Consider the following 19,406-nt stretch of genomic DNA (forward strand, 5'->3'; position numbering starts at 1 on the left):
ATGTCTCGAATTGATCTCGTGGGTCACTCCACGATCTTCCAGTAAGAATCCTTGCGGATCACCTTGCCATCGCGAAACGTGTAGAAGTCGCAGCCTTGGACTTCCTTTCTCACACCCTCGCGGGTGGTGCCTGTGAGGGTCCATTTCGAGATGCCGGTATCGGCGGCCGCATCCGCAAAATGTTGGCCGTTGCCGTAGTGGACATCGGGCAAGCCTTCGAAGCGTGTCGCCAGCGCGTCTCGAACGTTGCGTTTGCCCTCGCAACGCGTGCCCCAAGGCATGCTCCCTCTCGGCATCTCCAGGACGCAATCGTCGGCAAAGAATGCCATGATGCGATCGAGATCGTGCGCGTTGAAGGCGTCGCATAGCTCCGTCAGCGTCGATCGAATGTCCATTCGCCCGTCTCCTCCAGTCGTCGGCAGCCTGCGTGTTCGATGCCCGAAGTAGGTCACTGGCGACGGGGCCGGTCAAGTGCGCGGGCCTTCGAGACTCCGCCCGAAAGCGGGAAGCGCACCCCATCGCTCTGGCCTGCCCATGACCCTCCGCATCATCCCCGCCACGCTGCGCGATCTCTCCTACATCGCCGCCAACCTGCGCGCGGAAGACCGCGCCGAGATCGACTGCCAGATTGACCAGTGGTCGCCGGCATTGCTGGCGCTGACGGCGTTGCAGGGGTTCGCCTATGTCGCCGAGCTCGACGGCAATCCGGAGGCCGGCTTTGGCGCCGCCGAACAGCGCGGCGGGCTGTGGATCGCCTGGAGCTGGGGCACGCGCCGCATGAAGCGCTGCGTGCCTGGGATCACCGTGTTTTTTCACACCGTGCTCGGGCCTCAAGTCGCGGCGCGGGGCGCCTGGCGGGTCGAGGCGCGGGCGCTGGCTGCCAATGGACTGGCGTTGCGCTGGCTTGGCCGGCTCGGCGCCACGCAACGCTGCCTGTTGCCGGGCTACGGCAGGAACGGCGAAGATTTTTTCCTCTATGACTGGACAAGAGAAGGCTGGAACCATGTGCCTGTTTCAAAAACCACCGGAACTGAAACCGCTGCCGCCGACGCCGACGGCCGAGGACAAGGATGTGCAGGCGCGCGAGGCGGCGCTTCGGGCTGAGCTCGAACAGCGCCAGGGAACGCTGAGCACCATCAAGACCGACCTCGCGCCGGCAAGCCTCACCGGCCAGCGCCGCGTGCTTCTGGGGCTTTAGACGATGACCGCGATGAAGCGCAGTTTCAGGAAGCGCGTGCTGGCGTGGTGGTTTTGGCGCCGGCATGCTCGGTTGATGGGAAGGCGGGGGTGAGGGTCAGCTGATCTCCCCCCTTGCGGGGGAGATGCCCGGCAGGGCAGAGGGGGGTGGGAAGGATCGCCAACCTTCCCATATCTCACTCTCAACGAAAGTCGGTCATTCCGCCGGCGAGCCTGGCCGGCAAGGCGGTGCGGCCGACCTTCACCGGCCCGCTCGACGTGCTGCGCCGCTCGGCCGAGGCGCGCGACACCATCCAGGTGGTGACGACGGCCATGCAGATGGCGCAGTTCGATCCCGGCGTGATGGACAACATCGACAGCGACGAGGCAATCAAGATCGTGCAGGGCGCCGGCCGCAGCCCGCAGCGTATTTTCCGCCGCAGGCAAGAGGTCGACAACCTGCGCGATGCCCGCGCCAAGGCAAGCCAGGCCCAGGCCGACATGGCGGCGATCGCCAGCGCAGGGAAGGCGGCCAAGGATGCCGTACCGGCGGCCGTGCAGGCGCGCGACAGCGGCCTGCTCGACGGATTGCAAGGCATGCTGCAGGGCCAGGCCGGGCCGGGGGATCCGGGAGGGGCGAGTGGTTCGGCGGGTGGCGGCGCATGAGCCACAAACGCTTTGCCCATTCCGCGCAGGCCGGCGGCCCAACCAAGGCCCGTGAGGCGCTGGCCAAGGCGTATCTCCGGGTGTTTTCCGGCGCCGACGGCGAGATGGTGCTGGCCGACCTTGCGGCGACGGTCGGCTACTACAGGCGCCCGTCCTATGGCGAGTGGATGGCACGGACCCGTACGCCCAACGGCTTCGAGCTGCACAGCGCGCTCAGCAACGCGCGCGCCGAAGTGGTGCAGCACATCATGGGATTTCTGACGCTGGACGAGGCGCAACTGCTGGCGCTGGAGAAGGCGGCGAAGGCTGAGGAGGGGTAGGTGGCGGTTCTGCTGAGTTTGGCGCTCTACGGCGCTCCCCTCTGGGCGGCCGGCCATCTCCCCGCACCGGGGGAGATTAGCCCTCAGCGCGCCGCTTTCGCCAATCGCCAACGTTGCGGAGTGAGCGAGGCGTCGAAGCTGCCAATCTCCCCCCGTGTGGGGGAGACTGGCCGTCACCGGCGCCAGTGCCTCAATAATCGCCGTTATAATACCGGTCGTCGCAGGGCGCGGTGTAGATGCGGCCGTCGCGGTCCTGGTAGCGGCACATCTGTTCGCCGCGGCGTTGCGGTTGCGGGGTGGTGGCTGAGCCGACGACCGCGCCGAGCAGGGCGCCGCTGGCCGCGCCAATGACCGTGCTCTTGGTGTTGCCGCCAATGGCCTGGCCGACGAGAGCGCCGCCGGCGCCGCCGATCAGCGCGCCGGTTCCGGCTCTCTGCTGGCCTTCGGTCTGTGCGCAGCCTGCAAGTGCTGCAGTCATCAGCACGGCGGCGATGGCTTTGTGAAAGTTCATATGAAGTCTCCCTTGAATGCCTGAAATCCCTATCGCTCGCCACGTGCCGCCGCATTGCGGCGGAACGGGGGCACCAGGCCTCACGATATAAGACAGGGTTTCTCGGGCGTTGATGGACCGAGGCCCGAAAACACCTCATGCGAACAAGGCGGTAGCGCCGATCCTTGTCAGAATGATTCAGCCTTTGCCGGTTCGGCCTGGTTGCGCCCGGCCCTTCGCTATCGCTCCGGGCGTTCGTCGTTTGGAAAGCCAAGCAATTGGCTTCCCATGCGCTGCGCGCACCACTCCTCACTGAAACAATGGAGACATACCAATGACCCGAGGTCTTCCCCGCACACTTGTCCGCGCCGCCGCCCGTGAGGCCGGCCTTGCCCCGCCGAAAGCCGGCCTAAAGACCATCACATCAGGGCAGGGCGGCGCCTTCCGCACCGTCTTTTCGTTCAGTGCCATGCCGGTGCCGGTCACAGACGCGCTGGCCTATGCCAGCCAGAAGATCTTCGACTTCACCGACGGCAAGGTGCGCATCAAGGGCGGCACGGCAAGATTGCAGTTCGCCGTACTCAGCCCCCGCGCGGCGACCATCAATGACAATGCGGCACTCACCTGGTCGGTCGGCTCGTCGGCGGCATCGAGCGCGACGCTGGCCTCGACCATGGTCAACGTGCTCGCCGCCACCGCTCGCACGCTCGACGGCGCCGGTGCGGCACTCTCCACCGCCTCGACCGCCGACATCGCCGCCGCCGCGACTCTGGATGGCACCACCACGCCGGTCGATCTCTATCTCAACCTGGCCTTGCCCACCGGCACTGATATCGATGCCGACGGGACGATCGCGGTGACCGGGACGATCACGGTGCTGTGGGAGAACTGGGGGGATAATATCTAGGCGCGCCCACAAACATAGGCGATTGACGCAAGCGGCGATGACGGCCGATCTCCCCTCTCGTGGAGGGAGATTGGCAGCTTTGCCGCCGGCTCTATTCTAACCTCTCACCAAAGGAAATCTCACATGACAGATCTGGCAGACGCCGGGTCCGTGGCGGCGCGTGCGCAGCCGGCGGGCAACCCGGCACGGTCACCGGCTGGTGCGGACAACGGGTCCGCCGCGCCTGTCGTCCAAAGTTGGTTTGACGGTCTTTCCGAAGGCAACCGCAAGCTCGCTGAAACCAAGGGCTGGACCAAGCCTGAAAGCCTCGATCGGGTTTTCACATCCTATGCGGAGCTGGAGCGGCAGCAGGGTGAGAGCCTGCGCGTTCCCCAGCCTGACGCATCCCGGGAAGACTGGGACCGGTTTCATGCCCGGCTGCCGGAGGCGATGCGTCCGGTCACCTCGTCCGAGAAGGTCGAGTACCGACGCCCGGATGGGTTGCCGGAAAACTTCGCCTATTCGGACGAACTCGCCCAGGCGTCCAAGGCCTGGGCGGTCGAAGCCGGTGCCTCGCCGAAGACCGCGCAGGCCTATCACGACAAGTTCGTCGGCTACATGGCCGAGCAGGCAAAAGCACAGGAGATCGCGCTCGCCCGCTCGGTCGAGGCCACCCATGACGACCTTGTCAGGGACTGGGGGCCGACCGACAGCGACGGCTTTCGCCGCAAGCTCGAGGTCGCCAACCGGGCCATGAAGAAGCTCGGCCTGGTCGACGCCTACAAAGCGAAGGGCATCCTTCTGCCTGACGGGGCGCTGACCGATCCGCAGATCGCCAAGGCGTTCCACGCCATCGGCGAGGCGATGTTCACGGAAGACACGATCGACGGCGGTGCTGCTTTCAGCGGAGCCAATCCGTTCAAGCGCAACGCCGCCGGCGAACGCAACATTTCGGCGATTTCAGCCCTCGTCAAAAGCGACCCCGCCCGTGCCCGGAGGCTGGCCCGCGAAGCCGGTGAGAACCCGGATCGGTGGATGCCGAATAATCCTCGCTGACTTTGAGAGATCACCGCTAACCAACGCAAAAGGAAGAGAAAAATGGCAGATGCCTACACCCGTATTGCGGACGCGATCGTTCCGTCCGTCTATGCGCAATATGCGTTCGAGGAACATGTCCAATCGCTCGAAATCTACCAGGCCGGGATCCTGTTTTCCGACCCGGCCATCGCCTCGAAACTGTCTATGGGTGGCCGCTCGGTCGACATGCCCGGCTGGAAGGATCTCGGCAACGATCCGTCCGAGCCGGTCAATGACGATCCGGCCGATTCGATCGAGATGAAGAAGATCGGCTCGCGTCGCGAGGTCGCCGCCCGCGATGTCCGTGCCCAGGCGTGGGGCGTTCCGGACCTGACCTCGATCCTGGCGGGTGACGATCCGCAGAAGCTGATCGTCAAGCGGCAGACCGAGTACTGGCAGCGCGCCAACAAGCTGACCTTGCTCGGCATCCTGAAAGGCGTCGTCGCCGACAACATCGCCAATGACGGCAGCGACCTGGTGCGCACCACCGGCGCCTCCATTGTCGACACCGACATCATCGAGGCCGCCTATCTGATGGGCGACCGCGCCGACAAGTTCAAGACGATCTGGATGCACTCCAAGCAGATGAAGGCGCTGAAGCTCGCCGACCTCATCGACTATGTGCCGTCTTCGCAGCAGGGCGGGCCGCTGATCCCCTATTACATGGGGCTGCGCGCCGTCGTCGACGACGACATTCCCGTAGTGGCGGGCGTCTACACGGCGTTCATGTTCAAGGACAAGGCGATCCTGTGGAACGAGCTGCCGGTGAACACCGAAGGCGGGCCGCTGGAGTTCGACCGCAAGCCACGCCAGGGCCATGGCGGCGGCGTCACCGAAATGGTCGGCCGAAGGCACTTCGTGCCGCATGTTCCCGGCACCCGCTTCCTCGACGCCGCCTCGGCCGGCGAATTCGCCACCGATGCGGAACTGGCGCTGGCGGCCAACTGGGACCGCACCGCGTCGAGCGTCAAGGCGATGACTTTCATCGCGCTGAAGACGACCGAGGCCTGATCAAGCAGGGCGGGGGCGAAGGCTCCCGCTCCCTTTCCGAAACTCGACGCCAGCCCCGCCCCGGATGACCTGCGGCGCGACAAACCAGCCGCCACCCGTGCCGGCAGAGGATCGGGCCGCTGAAACGCGGGCAATGCCTCGTTGATGCGCTGGAGCGGCCGAAGCCCTAGCCAGATCAGAAGGCGGAACTGGCCCATCCGCCGCTCAAGCTTGCTCCGCGGTGATGATGGAGGTCTGAGTGGGAATTGAACCCACTACGTCGGTTTTGCAGACCGATGCGTCACCGTCCCGCCCTCAGACCATCCTGCGTCTTTAGGCAATGCATTGTATCCCGTCAACGAGGGGGAGATCGGATGTCGCGTCGGCTTTCGCCAATCTCAAACGTTGAAGAAGAGGCCCGGCTTTGAAACTGCCAATCTCCCCACTTGAGGGGGAGATGGCCGGCAGGCCAGAGGGGGGCGCCGTGGAGCGCGATCTCTGATTATCGCCATCCAATCCCCAAGCCGCTTCGCAGCGGCTTTTTTCATTCCCGAAGATATCCCCATCAACCCCGTTCACGGAGGCCTGACCCATGGCCATCACCCCGCTCGATATCGCCAATATGGCGCTGGCCGTGCTCGACGAGGCGCCGATCGACAGTCTCGACCAGGACGTCAAGGCTGCGCGCCTCATCAACCTGCATTTCGACCTGACGCGGGAGGCGGAGCTGACCAAATACGCCTGGTTGTTCGCGATCCTGCGCGCCACGGTCGCGGGCTCGGACACCGGCGGCGACGCGTGCAGCCTGAACTTCGCCTACGAGTTGCCGGCCGACTGCCTGCGGCCGCTGCCGCCGACCCGCAATGGCGAACCGGATGGCGTGCCAATCTCGTGGCGGCAGGAGGCTGACCTCATCTACAGCGACCAGCCCGGGCCGCTGGCGATCCGCTATGTCGCCAACCTCACCGATCCGAACGACTGGGACGCGCTGTTCACCGAAGTGCTGGTGGCGGCACTCGCCATCAAGGTCGCGCATCCGCTGACTCACAAGTCGGGCATGATCGACATTGCCCGCTCGGCCTATGACCGGGCGCTTGACGCAGCGCTCAACGCCAGCGCCATCCAGCGCGGCGGCCGGTCCTACACCGCGTCCTGGGCTTACCAGCGCGGCGACAACCGGTTTGCGCCCGGCGACAGCAGGACTATGCGCTGATGACGACGCTCTATCCGATCCAGGACGTCTTCACCCGCGGTGAGATCTCGCCGCGCCTGCACGCACGCGCCTCGCTCGATTTCTATCGAGCGGCACTGGCCAAATGCGAGAACTTCGTCACGCTGCCGCATGGCGGCATCCGCAAGCGTGGCGGCACCTACTTTGCCGGCGAGGTGAAGATTTCGGCGAAGAAGACGCGGCTGATCCCCTTCATCTTTTCGGCCAACCAGGCCTACGCGCTCGAATTCGGCGACCTCTACATCCGCGTGTACGCCTATGGCGCCCGCGTCGGCACGGTCGAGGTGGTGACGCCGTATCTCGAGGCCGACCTGTTCAACCTACAGTTCGTGCAATCCGCGGACCAGATGTGGATCACCCATGAGACCTATCCGACCAAGGTGCTGACGCGCACCGCGCAGACCGCATGGGCCCTGAGCGACTACCAGTTCCTCGACGGTCCCTATGACCCGATCAATGCCACGGCGACGGCGCTGGTCCCGTCCGACTACGGTTCGCTGACGCCGCCGATGACATCCAACGTCGCGCCAAGCGGCACGGTGTCGGGCTTTGGCGGGTCCGTGGACGCGTGGAAAGTGTTCGACAAGGACAGCGTCAGCCACGTCGGCACTGTCGGTGATACCGGTTCCGTCACCTACCGGACGGCCGGCGGCGCGCAGGTCATCGTCGAAAACTACACGCTGACCGCACGCTCGGGCGGCACCCAGGACAGGACGCCGACGAACTGGGTGCTCGAAGGGTCGAACAATGGCACGACATGGGTGGCGCTCGACACCCGAACCAGCGAGATCGCCTGGAACGCCGGTGAAACCCGCTTCTACGAGTTCGTCAACAAGACCGGATTTGAATACCATCGCTTCACCTGGAAGGCGATCGACGGCGCCACCGATGTCGACTTCGCCGAACTGACCTTCAATCGCGCCGCCGCCAGCCAGACGCCGTTCAACCTGACGGCCTCCTCCACCGTCGGCATCAATGGCGGCACCGGATTCCAGGCCAGCGATGTCGGCCGCGCTGTCCGCCTGTTCGGCTCGGACGGGCGCTGGCGTTGGGCCAAGATCATCGCCCGCGCCAGCACCACCGTGGTCACCATCCAGCTTTATGGCTTCGCTCTGCCTGACCTCGGCCCGATCACCCGCTGGCGGCTCGGTACCTTCGTTCCCGGCAAGTACGTCCAGTCGGGCTCGCTCTACGAGGAACGCCTGGCCTTCAGCCGGAAATTTTCGGTCTATGCTTCGGCCACCGGCGATTTCGACAATTTCGCGCTCGGCGAGAAGGACGACGACGCGCTGGAGTTCGTGCAGGCCGGCGGAGGCCAGGCCAACGACATCGTCTGGATCGCCGAATCCGACGGCGCGCTGCTGATCGGCACGTCGGGCGGCGTGCGGGCCCTGTCGGGCTCGGGCATCGACGAGGCGCTGACGCCGACCTCGTTCAAGAACCGGCGTTCGCGCACCTTCGGCTGCGCCCGCATCCGTCCGGTCGATGCCGGCCAGTCGTTCCTCTATGTCACCCGCTCGCGCAAATCGATCGCCGAGCTGACGCAGACTGCGCAGAGCCGTTTCACCTCCGATGATGTCGGCCAGATCTCCGAGCATATCCCGAAGCTTGGCGTGGTCGAACTGGCCTTCCAGACCGACCCGGATCCCCTGCTGTGGTTCCCGCTCGGTAATGGCGAGCTTGGCGGTTATACCCATCAGCCATCCCAGGAAGTCCGAGGCATGCACCGGCATCGCCTGGGCGGCGACTTCGGCGGATTGGGACGGGCGATTGTCGAAAGTGCTGTGGTGACGCCCGGCCAGAACGGCAACGACGATCTCTGGCTGGTGGTCAAGCGCACCATTGGCGGCGCGACCAGGCGCTTCATCGAGATCAAGACCGCGCCCTTCGAATATGGCGCGATGGCGGACGCCTTCGAGGTCGATTGCGGCCTGACCTATTCCGGCGCGGCGGTGACCACGGTGGGCGGCGCGCTACATCTCGCCGGCCAGTCCGTCGACGTGCTGGCCGGTGCAAAGGTCTATCGCGGCCTCACCGTCAGCAGCGGTGGCACCGTGACCTTGCCGCCCGGCTCGGCCGCATCCGCCAAATGGCAGCTTGGCCTGCCTTATGCGGCGGGCGCCGACACGCTGGAGCTCGATGTCGGCGGCCGTGACGGCTCGGTCATCGGCCGCCGCAAGAAGGTGGCGAAAGCAATCCTGTCGCTGCTCGAGACCGACACCACCGGGCTCGAAGTGCAATCGCTCATGCGCGGCCGCTGGGAGCCGGTGCGCATACCCTCGATCGTCGCGCCGGATGGCGGGGCAACGCTGTTCACCGGCAATGTCGAGGTGCCGATCGACGACAGCTGGGAAGGGCAGGGAAGGGTGAGGATCCGCCACGTCAACCCGACCCCCTGCACCATCCGCGCCTTCACGCCGGTGTTCGACGCGGAGCCTTAGCGGCGAGGCGCAAGCCGAAGGTTGCATTCCCGCCCACCCCCCTCTGGCCTGCCGGCCATCTCCCCCGCAAGGGGGGAGATCAGACGGCACCCCTGCCTTCGCCAATCGCCAACGTTGTAGGCGCAGCGGCAACGTCTGAACTGCCAATCTCCCTCCTTGCGGGGGAGATGGCCGGCAGGCCAGAGGGGGGTGCTGTCCCGTCGGCGTTGATCCTTTCCGCTTCGCGGATCGCCCCCTCACTCCCCCAAAAGGACCCCCAACCAATGACATCCCCCCATGCCGAGCAACTCGGCAGGGCGCGGACGGCTGCCGAGTTCGCTGCCGTCATCGCCTTGCTCGACACCGACCTCAACGACGCGCGTCGCCGCAGGGCCGATCTGGCGCAAGCCGAGGATCGCGCGGTGTTCGGCGATGGCGACCTTGCCGCCGCGCGTGCCGCTCTCGACGACTGCAACGCGGCAATCGCGTTGCTGGAAAAGACCATCGACGCCGCCGGCAAGCGCCGCGCGGAGGTCGCGCAGAGCGAAGCCCGCGCCGACATCGCAGCGCTTGGCGACGCGATCAAGGCGAGGGCAGCCCTGCTCGGCGAGCGCTGGCGCTGCGTCCACCGGCTGGTCGAAGAGCTGCGCCAGCAATTGTTCGAGGCCGATGCGCTGGCCCGCGCCATCGCCACCGCCAACGGCCTGTTCGACGCCGCCGGCGTCGCCGATTTGAAGGTGAACCTGACCACCACCCGCCGCACTGCCATGGCCGGGCCGCGTGCCGCCGTGCCCGCCCGGCTCGGCCGGCCGGCGCTGCAGGCCGACCGGCTTTTGCTGTCCTTCCTCAGCCCCGGCGGCGCGCTCGACCCGCGCCCGGCGCTCGGCGCGCCAGTCAAGCGCGTCGAAGGCAAGTCCCCCGAAGTCAGGCGTCCCGAGGGCGCCAAAAGCAAATTCCTTCCCGCAACCAAACCCTTCGGCGAACGAGGCTGAACCATGTGCACACTCGCTCTTCTCGGCACCGCTCTTTCTGTCGGCGGCGCGCTGGCCGAGGGCCGGCAGTCGAAGCAGATGGCCGACGCCCAAGCCAGGGCCTACGAGCAGCAGGCGCGGGCCGACGCGCAAAGCGCCGCCTTCGAACAAGGCCAGGAGCGCCACAGGCAGGATCTCCTGAAGGCGCAGGCGCGCGCCCAGGCCGGCGCTTCCGGTGTCGGCATTGCCGGCTCGCCGGCCGAGGTGCTGGCGGCCAACGCAGGGCAGGGCCAGCTCGACCTCAAGGCGATCCAGTACAGCTCGCAGCTGCGCCAGAACAATCTCGGCACGCAGGCGGCCATCTCGCGCTTTTCCGGCAGGCAGGCGGTGGCGGCGTCGATCTTCAACGCGGGCAATGCCCTCGCTGGCGGCCTTTCCAAAATCTACGACCCGACGAAGAGCCCGACCTCAGGCACGGCAACGAGCGCGGTGCCGGCGCGGTCGGTGATCCTCGGCGGTTCGACCCTCAGGGCTCCTGGGGCGGGGAATACCTAAATGGCGACCATTCCTCTCCAAATAGCCCAGCGCCGGCTCGATACCGGCAATGCGGTGCAATACCCGAACGGCTCACCGGTCGGCCGGGCGATGCAGGGTTTTGGCGACGAGCTTTCCGCCGTCGCCGAGCGCTACCGGCAGATGAAGGAGCGGCAGGACGCGTTCGACGCCGAGATCGCGCGCCGCCGCTTCAACGGCCGCATCGCGCAGGCGGAAGACGAGGTGACGGCCAATGCCCCGGCCGACGGCAGTGGCCTGCATGACGCCATGTACGGCCAGGTCGATCCGCGCACCGGCCGCGTGGTCAAAATTGGCCTGTTCGACACGATGTTCGACGATGCCTTGCAGACCATGCCCGAGAGCCAGCGCGCCGCTTTCGCCAGCCAGAAGGAGGCGACGCGCGCGCCCGGCTCGCTGCGCATGGCCGCAAGGCAGCAAGCGCGGCGTGATGATTATGAGCTGGCCGAGTTGACCGAGGTCGGCAACATCTCGACCAGCGCGATCGCAAAAGGCAATCCGAACGACATCGGAAGTTTCGAAGCGATCCGGCAGAGCGGCTTCGACCTGATCGCCAAGATCGGCAACCCGCTCATCAGGCAGGCGGCGGAGGCCACCTGGCGCGGCAACACGGCCAAGGCGCTGGTCCAGGCGATGATCGCCCAAGACCCGAAGCGCGCCGCCGAGATGCTTGGCACGGCGCAGACCGGAAGCCGGACCAAGAACGGCAGCGCCGGGGCCGTTGGCGAGCAGCAGGGGAACGTCGCAAGTGCTGTGACGACGGCCGTTCAGAGCGCCGGTACGTCAAGCTCTACCCCTGTTGGGGGCCTTCCGAGCGATCGGCAGGGCGCTCCGGTCCAACAGGCTCCCGCCGCTACAACAGACAACGTCGGTCAGCGCTTGAATGGCTCCAAGGCACCATCCGAGAAAGGCGACCGCGCCGGCAAGGCGACGCCCGATGAGAGAGTGGCTCAAGCTTTCCAGAACCACAATTCGGCACAGCCCGATGGAAAGGTCATTTGGGCCGAGGCTCCGTGGATTGCAGACTTGCGACCAGGAGACCTGCAGGATCTCGGTCAGCGGGCGCAAGCGACCATTGCAGCGCAGCTCTTCGATGCGCGCACCAATGTCGAACTCGCCTACCAGAACGCACCCGACGACCTCATGTACACCGGCAACTACTCCGGAAAAAAGCCGGACGATGGAGACTTTGCCGCAGTCTATGGCGTCGATGAGGGCGGCAAACAGTCTCTGGATCTCCAACGGACGTTCAAGGTCGGTCTTCAGGCATTCGACATGCTCAGAATGCCCAAAGACGCCATCGATGCGGCGGTTCTCGCGGCTACACGCAAGCCAGACAGTGCGACGCCGGAACAGGATCAAGCGCAGTTTGAGATAACAGTGTCGGCTGCCAAGCGGGTTTTGCAGGCACGTGCCGCCGCTCCCGCTGATTTCGCTCGCAAGATCGACCCGACAGCGGACGTCTACTGGAAAGCGGTATCGAGCGAGGACAGCTACGATCCGGCTGGCTACCAGAAGGCGATTGCCCGTTCTGTCGCCGTGCAGTTGCAGCTTGGCATCAAAAACATCCAGCCCTTGCCGCAGTCGATCGTCAAGAATCTCGTCGACACCTTGAACGATGAGAACGTGCCGCAACGCGAGCGGGATGCAATCCTGCGTGATCTGTTCGCGGGCACATCAGATCCGGGTGTTCAAGCAGCCATGGCGCTGCAACTGGCCAACGAGAACCAGGCGCGGATCGCCCGGGCCATCGCCAACAATTCAGTTCCCGTGTCTGCAGAGGAGCGCGTGAATCGAAATCTGGCGGCCTTCGACGCCTTGCCTACGCCCCTGAAGCCGCTCGTTGCTCTCAATGACACGGTGCGGCTGATGGCGGATGGCGCCACATTTGGCTACGCGGACAAATTTGCCGCCCTCATGAATTCGCTGATCTCGGGCAGCAATTACGAGGAACAACTCGTTGCTCAACGTGCTGGAACACAAGATGCACAGGATCGAGCCGGGTATGCGGGTACTGCGGCAGAGATCCTTGGCGGCTATCTCAGCGGCAGGGCCCTCGGCCAAGCGGGAATAACTCTCGTTGGCCGGTTTGGCACCGCCGCTATGGAAGGCCTGCCCGGATTTCTCGCTCGCACTGGCCTTCTAGGCGTTGAGGGTGCCGTGTACGGCACGGTAGAGGCCACTGGTCGCGACCAACCCATCAGCAGCGGAGCAGCTTCCGGCGCATTTTCGAGTGCTGGCAGCAATGTTCTTGGGGAAGGCCTTGGCGCTGCCTATCGCCTGGCGGCAGACTGGTCAAGGAGACGCGCGACGTCTTTCCGGCGATCTGCTGAGCCAGCAACAGCAGAAATTGCTTCAGATTCTACGATCTCTGGGGCTGGTCCAAGCTCTCCAGTTGGGGGTCACGCTCCAACCAATAAGGCCCCTGTCGGCCAAGACCTGGGCTTAACCTACATGCCTCATTGGAACGCCGCGCAGCGGGCGGCCGCAGATCTCAAGGTGAAGATGTTGACGGAGGCCGTTACGGTGGTTAGCCGTGCAGTTCGCGTAGGGACATCCGCCCGAAAAATTTTCAAGAGGGCGGGGTTTCTAATTCCGTTCGGCAACGATATCGATCACATAATTGACTTACAATTAGGTGGCCTTCACCAGCTGTCCAACTTCGCCATACTGGATTCAAGTGTTAATCGAAGTTTGGGAAAACAAATTCACGATTTAATCAAAAACTTACCTGTGGGAACTGTCATAAATAAGGTCACAATAGGAGAACGATAGTGTTCGAAGCATTCCGACAAAATTTCCTCATCGACAGCAGGGTTGCGGCGGAAGCCGGCGGACCTGTTGTGGATAGCGGAATCCCCGGCCTGAATGAACTGCTGGCCAATTTCGGGGGAGCTTCTTTCAAGCGGGGTCTGTATCGGATCATCCGGGCACAGGATATGCCAGCCTGGAACGCAAGAATTAGTCTTGGGTTCCCGGAAGCCAATGGGCGGATCACTTGCTTCGGCTACGAGTGGCAAGGCTCCGCGTTTGCAGTTGACACTCAGAGGCTTGAGGAAGGACAGCCTGGCGTGCTCCTGTTTGAGCCGGGTACAGGCGAGGCACTTGAGATCCCTGCCAATATCGAAACCTTCCATGACGGCCTGATCATCGAAAACGCGGATGCCGCACTGGCAGCCAGTCTGTATGAAGAATGGCTGGCGGCAGGCGGGGCGCAGCCAGCCTACGACCAATGCATTGGGTATAAAAAGCCGCTTTTCCTCGGAGGAGAGGACGACATCTCAAACCAGGAGTTGTCGGATCTCGAGGTTTACTGGCACATTATAGGCCAGGTCATAGCCAAGATTAAGGGACGGCCTCCGGGGGTTCGATAAATCTCAGAAATTAACTGAGACGACTTTCACATGACTAGACCTAGGCTGAGATTGATCAAGATGACCTAATTTTAGTGGCCTTAATCGAGGTGGTAGAGCTTGATCAAACTGTTGCACAGTTGGCGGATTTGCCGTCGGGGCATGCTTGGCGCGATACAAAAACCTCGCCGTGGAAGCGTGCCAAGATGCCTGATGAGCCGAAAGAATCGGAGCTGAGTTAGTTTCGTCTTATGGACGTTTCCCATGAGGTTCCGCTGGCCGAGGGTGGGGGAGATCACGTATTGAATGTGAAGCCTCGTTTCCGGGACGACCATATTAGGCATCATCAAGATGCTGGAGATTTTGCGCGCTGGGCTGAGAGGCGATGGCGCAAGAAGAACTTGATTGGTGGAGACGGAGTATGAATGCGATCGCCCCAGATCTCGGCAAGGTCAGTCGTTTGCCGCTTGCGGCGGACGATCCGGACGCGGACGATAATTTTGACGCTGCCCTTGGCGAGGCCCGTGAATACATTAAATTTTTTGAGTGGGGGAAGAATATCAAGACGGAGTATTTTGGATATGGTGCCGAGGGCATAGTATACATTTTTCTCTTCGAGATTTTGCCTGGAAGGTCAGATGTACCCGCATGGATATGGGTGATCGTGGGTGATGTGCCTCCAGCTTACATGCCAGGCGACGACGTCAGAACTTCGTATGAGGCGCTGGATGGATACATTGGCGCCATGGAAGAATGGGTTGAAGCCGCTCGGAAGGGGAAGTCCATTGCGAAGCTGATTCCTGTCAATGTTCCGGCGAATCCCGCCAACGCGGAAATGTTGGGTAGGCGTCTCAAATTCCTGGACGAAAAGGTTCTGCCGCTGCTTCAAGAGTGATGTGTGGTGGCTCGTCGGCAGGTGCGTCAGGGTCCGGCCTCGCGCAAGCGACAGAGACAGAGACAGTCGTGCGAACATCGCGGGATGGGCTGAGCCGGCAATTGCGCAGAATTGCAGGTGATACTGCACCACTTTTCGCCGCCTTCCTCGCTCCCTCTACGTTCAACCTGCACGCAGTGGCAGCCAGACGAACATGGAAGTGCACCGATTTCCGATGAGAATGGCTATACTTTGTGCGGCTATTGTTGACCGCGACCGGTGTCGCTGTCGCGACGCCAGTCCGTGGTTCACACTTGGCTTTTGACTTCACTGCCGGCCAAGGCAATCGCGTTACGCGTCCGGCGGAACTTGTTTCGGCACCGGCCAATACGGTGACTGTGCACGGTTTCCTTTTCGCCACCTGACTCGTTTTCCGGATTTCGCGGCTTTTCCGGTTTGCCCGGCAATCCGATCCAGGCATGCCTCGCCGCCTACCGGCCGGCCGACAGCCCTGCGCAGGGCGCGGTGTCACCCGTAATTCCTCTTGCGTCCGGTTGAAGGGCTCTGGGACCGCTGTGGCAAGCCAATCCCGGCGTTCCATCAAAGTTTAACGATCGGGAAAGGGCCGTGGAAAGCACGTGCGGTAACAGTTGATTCAACCATCGCTGGTATATTAGGGAGTGTAAGTAGCGGCTCCGACAGTGCGGGGGGCGCTGTGTGCCGGAGCCGCCGGCGCAGTCCGGTTGGGGTTGACCGCGCCGTCCTATTCTGGGACAGCGCGGTCAACGATTCGTTAAAATTTTCTGGAACTAATAAAGCTCATGCTAATTGCATCGGCGCCCGACGATTTTCTTTTCGGCGGCTGCCTCGCCTTCCCGGTTAACCTGCACACAATGACGGCCGAACGGACTTGAGTGCACTGTCACGGTAAGTCCGGGCCAGGCTATTTCAAAGCAGGGCCAGGCCGCATCTAGACCGCCACACAATCCGCAACGTTCACAGCCTCGCTTTCGCGGGGCTTTTTTCATGGAGCAAGCCCTATGGCCCGACCTGCAACTGCCGCCGTTCGCCTGTTGACCGGCGAACGCGAACCCGTGCGCGTGGCAACCACGGGCAACATCATCTTGTCGGGTCTGAAGACCATCGACGGCGTGCTGACCGAGGTCGGCGACCGGGTGCTGGTGACGAACCAATCGGACCAATCAACCAATGGCATTTACACAGCCAGCGAAGGCGTATGGTACCGCGCAGCTGACGCGCGCACGTCGCGGACTATGCAGAAGGGGACCACTGTCTACGTGCAACTGGGGTCGGGGAACGGCGCGAAAACGTACCAGTTTAACACTCTCGACCCAGTCATCGGCACTACCAGCCTCAGCATTACGGGGGATGCCGATCCGGTGCTGAAATCTGACATCGTCGATGAAGATGACATGCACTCAAACAGCGATCAAAAAGTGCCCACACAGCAAAGCGTCAAAGCCTATGTGGACAATAACATTTTGCTTGCCTACGGCGGCGCAAAGGCCGCGCTGGCGGCAAAGGCCGTTGACATGTGGAACGGCGTGTCCACACAGATCGAGTGCTTTGGGGACAGCACTATGCTGGGTGTTGACAGCGGTCTTGGAGGGATTACTCCGCAGCCCGCCCCGGACAAGCTGCAATCCGTGCTGCGGGATTACTATTTTAGCTCTGCCGTTACGGTCACCAATCGTGCTGTCAGCGGTTCCCGTTCACAGCAGATGCTTGAGGGCACCGATGGTTCCGGCTCAACATTCGAAGCCAAGATGGCCGTCAGCACTGCGGAGATCGTCATCTGTAATCACTGCATCAATGACTGCCAGAACATACCTCCGACCACACCGGATCAGTATCGGAAAAACCTGCTGGCATTTGTCAATGCTTGCATCAAGTACGGCAAAATTCCGATCCTGCAGACGCCCAATCCGATGTTTGCTATTGCCGCCTTGGGGACGCCCGACAAGGCAAACCGACTGAAGAACTACGTTCAGATCATGCGGGACGTGGCACTGGCTAGCGATGCGCCTCTCATCGAGGTTTACGACATGATCAACTCATGGGTGCGCACTGGCCGCTACCGCGTGCCGGACCTTGTGCCGGATGGATGCCACCCCACGGTAATCACCTATCGGGCTATTGGCTTACAGATGGCGACCCCCTTCTTGCATCCTCATGCTGGTCTTGCTGGTCCTGAACAGTTTATATCGACCATCGAGGGAGCCGTTACCATCGATCCAGCGAATGCGCCCCTCCCTGCGCCGGCCACACGGACAGGCTTCCAGTTAATCTCGGACGCCATAGACCACGCCAAGAGCCTCAAGGTTGTGGTGCGCGTCGACGTGCCGGGGTTAGACATCTGCATCGCCTATCCCATCTGGGCTGGCGGCAAGAACGGTGTTGACGTCGCTTGGGATCAAGTGTCGGTCGGTGGCATCAACCAACTGTCGACAGCCGCTTTTGGCGGTGACTTTGTGCATGATCACGAAGTGTGCATCGCGCGGGACGTTCCCGTTGGGCTCCATCTGCTCACCATGGCATCCGGTGGCGGGACAGCCTCCCTCGGCCTCAGCTACGTTAGATCGAGAAGGACGAGAACCAAGAAGGCATTCGTCGGAGGTGCGCAAAGCCGTGACCTTTGGAGGGATCGCGCCTTGCAGACGATTACGCACTATGGGGCCGGTCCAGACAGCGCCTTCATTGAAGACGATCTCCTGATCTCGCCGCATTTTGCAGCGGGTGGGCTCGACATCACCTTCAACTCAAACATGGCGAAGGACACTCAATTCATCCTGTACGGCGTCACGACAGTAGCCTCTGGTGGTGCTGGCCCCCTTACAGCCCGTATGGGAGTCGGCGTCGGACTGGATGCCTCCGGCTTCGTCAACGTCTACCAGTTGACAGGCGCCGCCACATACGCAACGACCGCTCTTAACGCCGTGGATTTTAGCGGTGTGGCCCGCCAATGGCGGCTTATCCTTGCGGCCGGTACGTCTAACCTTCAAGTCTTCGTCAGCGGTGCCAACCTTGGCACCGTGGCGCTCACCGGGCCATACCTTGGCGGCTTCATGGGGGCGCGCGCGAACGGCGCAGGCAAAACCATCATCGTCACCGACCTTCGCGACATCGAGCATTAGCGCCCGGCGTTGATCTTGCGTCGAAATTCTAATCCATGTACGGCAGGGACATCACGGTTTGGCGGTGGGGTCGATCTGGGAAAAACAATGACGCCGGGCAAGTCGGACCGCTTCCCCTACCTCAGCGCGCTGCGTGGTATAGCCGCCCTGTGGGTCGTGATGGCTCACGTCGCGCTGATGCCCAATCCGCGCTTTGTGCTTTCATGGTGGCCGGAAACATTAGTCCGAAGCGGCGTCATGGGCGTCAATCTGTTCTTCCTTGTGAGCGCCTTTTCCCTCTGTCTCACAATGCCGAAGCACGACAACGAACAGAGGCCATATCTCGGCTTCATGCTGCGGAGGTTTTTTCGGATAGCTCCGCTGTTCTATGCCGTCGTAATCTTTTCGTATTGGTGGAACCCGGCCGGCCTTCCCTACAATCTCAAAACGATCCTGGCGAACCTGACGTTTATTTTCAACTTCATCCCAGGCCGTGGCTACCAGACCTCCATCATCTTTGCGGGTTGGACGATTGGTGTTGAGATGGCGTTCTACCTGGTGTTCCCCTTCATTTACGCGAAGACCAAAAGTGTAACCTTGGCGATCCGAGCGCTTGTCATTGCGCTCGTCGTGGCCACGGTCTTTCGCTCGGTCATCGGGGATCTAGTGGCAGACCCGGGCATCTATATTCGTCAATCGATATTTGACCTGGCGCCGATGTTCATGTTCGGAATCATCGCGTTTCATGTGGTTCAGATTGCCGGCGAATGGACCCATAGACGGGCGATCGGCGCCGTCCTGCTGGCGTCCGTGCCGCTTCAGTTCTATGTGATTGTCACGGGTAGGGTGCCATTTGGCCCGGCTATCTATTGGCAAGGGCCGATGTTTTTTTGCCTGCTGGTTGGGCTCTACCTGTTCCCCATCAAGCCGCTGGTCAACGCGGCAACGAGATGGCTAGGCGATATCAGCTATTCGGTCTACCTAGTGCATGGTCCGATTATTGCTGCTCTTTTTCCGTTGTTCGGACGGCTTCGGCACTCAGGGCTCAGCGAACTTCAGGCCTATGCGCTTGCGCTCGCAATATCGTTACTGTGTATCGTCCCGGTCGCAACGCTGACTTTCCACGCATGGGAGAACTGGACCAATGAATGGGGCAAACGCTTTGCCTCGCGACGCGCCGGCAAAAAGCGTGTCGAGATTGATGGGGTCAAAGTCGAGAGGCCGGCAGTGCCTGTCGCCGCCTAA

At 62.6% G+C, this 19,406-nt stretch carries 17 protein-coding genes and 1 tRNA gene; 15 read left to right on the top strand and 3 right to left on the bottom strand.

Annotation, left to right across the window (positions count from 1 at the left end):
- Nucleotides 1–23: 23 nt before the first annotated feature.
- Nucleotides 24–395, bottom strand: a complete 372-nt coding sequence (locus CGZ66_RS36245; RefSeq protein ID WP_095091381.1) for a nuclear transport factor 2 family protein — start codon at nt 393–395, stop codon at nt 24–26.
- A 139-nt stretch (nt 396–534) separates the two neighbouring features.
- Between CGZ66_RS36245 and CGZ66_RS36250 the strand changes: the two genes are divergently transcribed.
- The 3 genes from CGZ66_RS36250 to CGZ66_RS36260 all read left to right on the top strand — a co-directional run bounded on the left by CGZ66_RS36250 (nt 535) and on the right by CGZ66_RS36260 (nt 2,162).
- A complete protein-coding gene (locus CGZ66_RS36250) occupies nt 535–1,104 on the top strand; it encodes a hypothetical protein (RefSeq protein WP_095091382.1) in 570 nt (189 codons plus the stop codon).
- A 240-nt stretch (nt 1,105–1,344) separates the two neighbouring features.
- The gene (locus tag CGZ66_RS36255; RefSeq protein WP_245331373.1) at nt 1,345–1,842 is read left to right on the top strand and encodes a portal protein; all 498 of its coding nucleotides are present in this window, start codon (nt 1,345–1,347) and stop codon (nt 1,840–1,842) included.
- Nucleotides 1,839–2,162: a Bbp19 family protein gene (locus tag CGZ66_RS36260; RefSeq protein WP_095091383.1), complete on the top strand. Its 324-nt coding sequence runs from the start codon at nt 1,839–1,841 to the stop codon at nt 2,160–2,162. Before CGZ66_RS36255 ends, CGZ66_RS36260 begins: the two co-directional genes overlap by 4 nt.
- Before the next feature lie 190 nt (nt 2,163–2,352).
- Here the strand turns inward: CGZ66_RS36260 and CGZ66_RS36265 are convergent, their stop codons facing one another.
- Nucleotides 2,353–2,673, bottom strand: coding sequence for a YMGG-like glycine zipper-containing protein (locus tag CGZ66_RS36265; RefSeq protein WP_095091384.1), 321 nt, complete (start codon nt 2,671–2,673; stop codon nt 2,353–2,355).
- Between the two features lie 313 nt (nt 2,674–2,986).
- Here CGZ66_RS36265 and CGZ66_RS36270 point away from each other — a divergent pair, with 313 nt between their 5' ends.
- From CGZ66_RS36270 to CGZ66_RS36280, 3 genes are all read left to right on the top strand, one after another.
- The gene (locus tag CGZ66_RS36270; RefSeq protein ID WP_095091385.1) at nt 2,987–3,559 is read left to right on the top strand and encodes a hypothetical protein; all 573 of its coding nucleotides are present in this window, start codon (nt 2,987–2,989) and stop codon (nt 3,557–3,559) included.
- Nucleotides 3,560–3,682: 123 nt separating this feature from the next.
- On the top strand, nt 3,683–4,594 hold the full coding sequence (locus tag CGZ66_RS36275) for a hypothetical protein (protein WP_095091386.1): 912 nt from the start codon (nt 3,683–3,685) through the stop codon (nt 4,592–4,594).
- Between the two features lie 42 nt (nt 4,595–4,636).
- Nucleotides 4,637–5,626, top strand: coding sequence for a Coat protein (locus CGZ66_RS36280; RefSeq protein ID WP_095091387.1), 990 nt, complete (start codon nt 4,637–4,639; stop codon nt 5,624–5,626).
- 227 nt (nt 5,627–5,853) lie between these two features.
- On the opposite strand, the gene CGZ66_RS36285 is transcribed toward CGZ66_RS36280, so the two are convergent.
- Nucleotides 5,854–5,927: transfer RNA gene (locus tag CGZ66_RS36285), tRNA-Cys, on the bottom strand.
- 270 nt (nt 5,928–6,197) lie between these two features.
- On the opposite strand from CGZ66_RS36285, the gene CGZ66_RS36290 reads away from it, so the two are divergent.
- The 9 genes from CGZ66_RS36290 to CGZ66_RS36340 all read left to right on the top strand — a co-directional run bounded on the left by CGZ66_RS36290 (nt 6,198) and on the right by CGZ66_RS36340 (nt 19,406).
- On the top strand, nt 6,198–6,818 hold the full coding sequence (locus CGZ66_RS36290) for a phage connector family protein (protein WP_095091388.1): 621 nt from the start codon (nt 6,198–6,200) through the stop codon (nt 6,816–6,818).
- Complete coding sequence (locus CGZ66_RS36295; protein WP_095091389.1) at nt 6,818–9,277, top strand: phage tail protein; 2,460 nt, start codon at nt 6,818–6,820, stop codon at nt 9,275–9,277. The genes CGZ66_RS36290 and CGZ66_RS36295 overlap by 1 nt, the downstream gene beginning before the upstream one ends.
- 263 nt (nt 9,278–9,540) lie before the next feature.
- Nucleotides 9,541–10,248, top strand: coding sequence for a hypothetical protein (locus tag CGZ66_RS36305; RefSeq protein WP_095091390.1), 708 nt, complete (start codon nt 9,541–9,543; stop codon nt 10,246–10,248).
- 3 nt (nt 10,249–10,251) lie between these two features.
- The gene (locus CGZ66_RS36310; RefSeq protein WP_095091391.1) at nt 10,252–10,782 is read left to right on the top strand and encodes a hypothetical protein; all 531 of its coding nucleotides are present in this window, start codon (nt 10,252–10,254) and stop codon (nt 10,780–10,782) included.
- Entirely contained in the window at nt 10,783–13,575 is a 2,793-nt protein-coding gene (locus tag CGZ66_RS40485) for a hypothetical protein (protein ID WP_206073840.1), read from the top strand.
- A complete protein-coding gene (locus tag CGZ66_RS36320) occupies nt 13,575–14,174 on the top strand; it encodes a T6SS immunity protein Tdi1 domain-containing protein (RefSeq protein ID WP_095091392.1) in 600 nt (199 codons plus the stop codon). Before CGZ66_RS40485 ends, CGZ66_RS36320 begins: the two co-directional genes overlap by 1 nt.
- A gap of 400 nt (nt 14,175–14,574) precedes the next feature.
- Nucleotides 14,575–15,048: a hypothetical protein gene (locus CGZ66_RS36330; RefSeq protein WP_206073841.1), complete on the top strand. Its 474-nt coding sequence runs from the start codon at nt 14,575–14,577 to the stop codon at nt 15,046–15,048.
- 1,019 nt (nt 15,049–16,067) lie between these two features.
- Nucleotides 16,068–18,182: an SGNH/GDSL hydrolase family protein gene (locus CGZ66_RS36335; RefSeq protein ID WP_095091395.1), complete on the top strand. Its 2,115-nt coding sequence runs from the start codon at nt 16,068–16,070 to the stop codon at nt 18,180–18,182.
- A gap of 87 nt (nt 18,183–18,269) precedes the next feature.
- Entirely contained in the window at nt 18,270–19,406 is a 1,137-nt protein-coding gene (locus CGZ66_RS36340) for an acyltransferase family protein (protein ID WP_095091396.1), read from the top strand.

The organism is Mesorhizobium sophorae (genome assembly GCF_002270415.1).
GTDB lineage: Bacteria > Pseudomonadota > Alphaproteobacteria > Rhizobiales > Rhizobiaceae > Mesorhizobium > Mesorhizobium sophorae.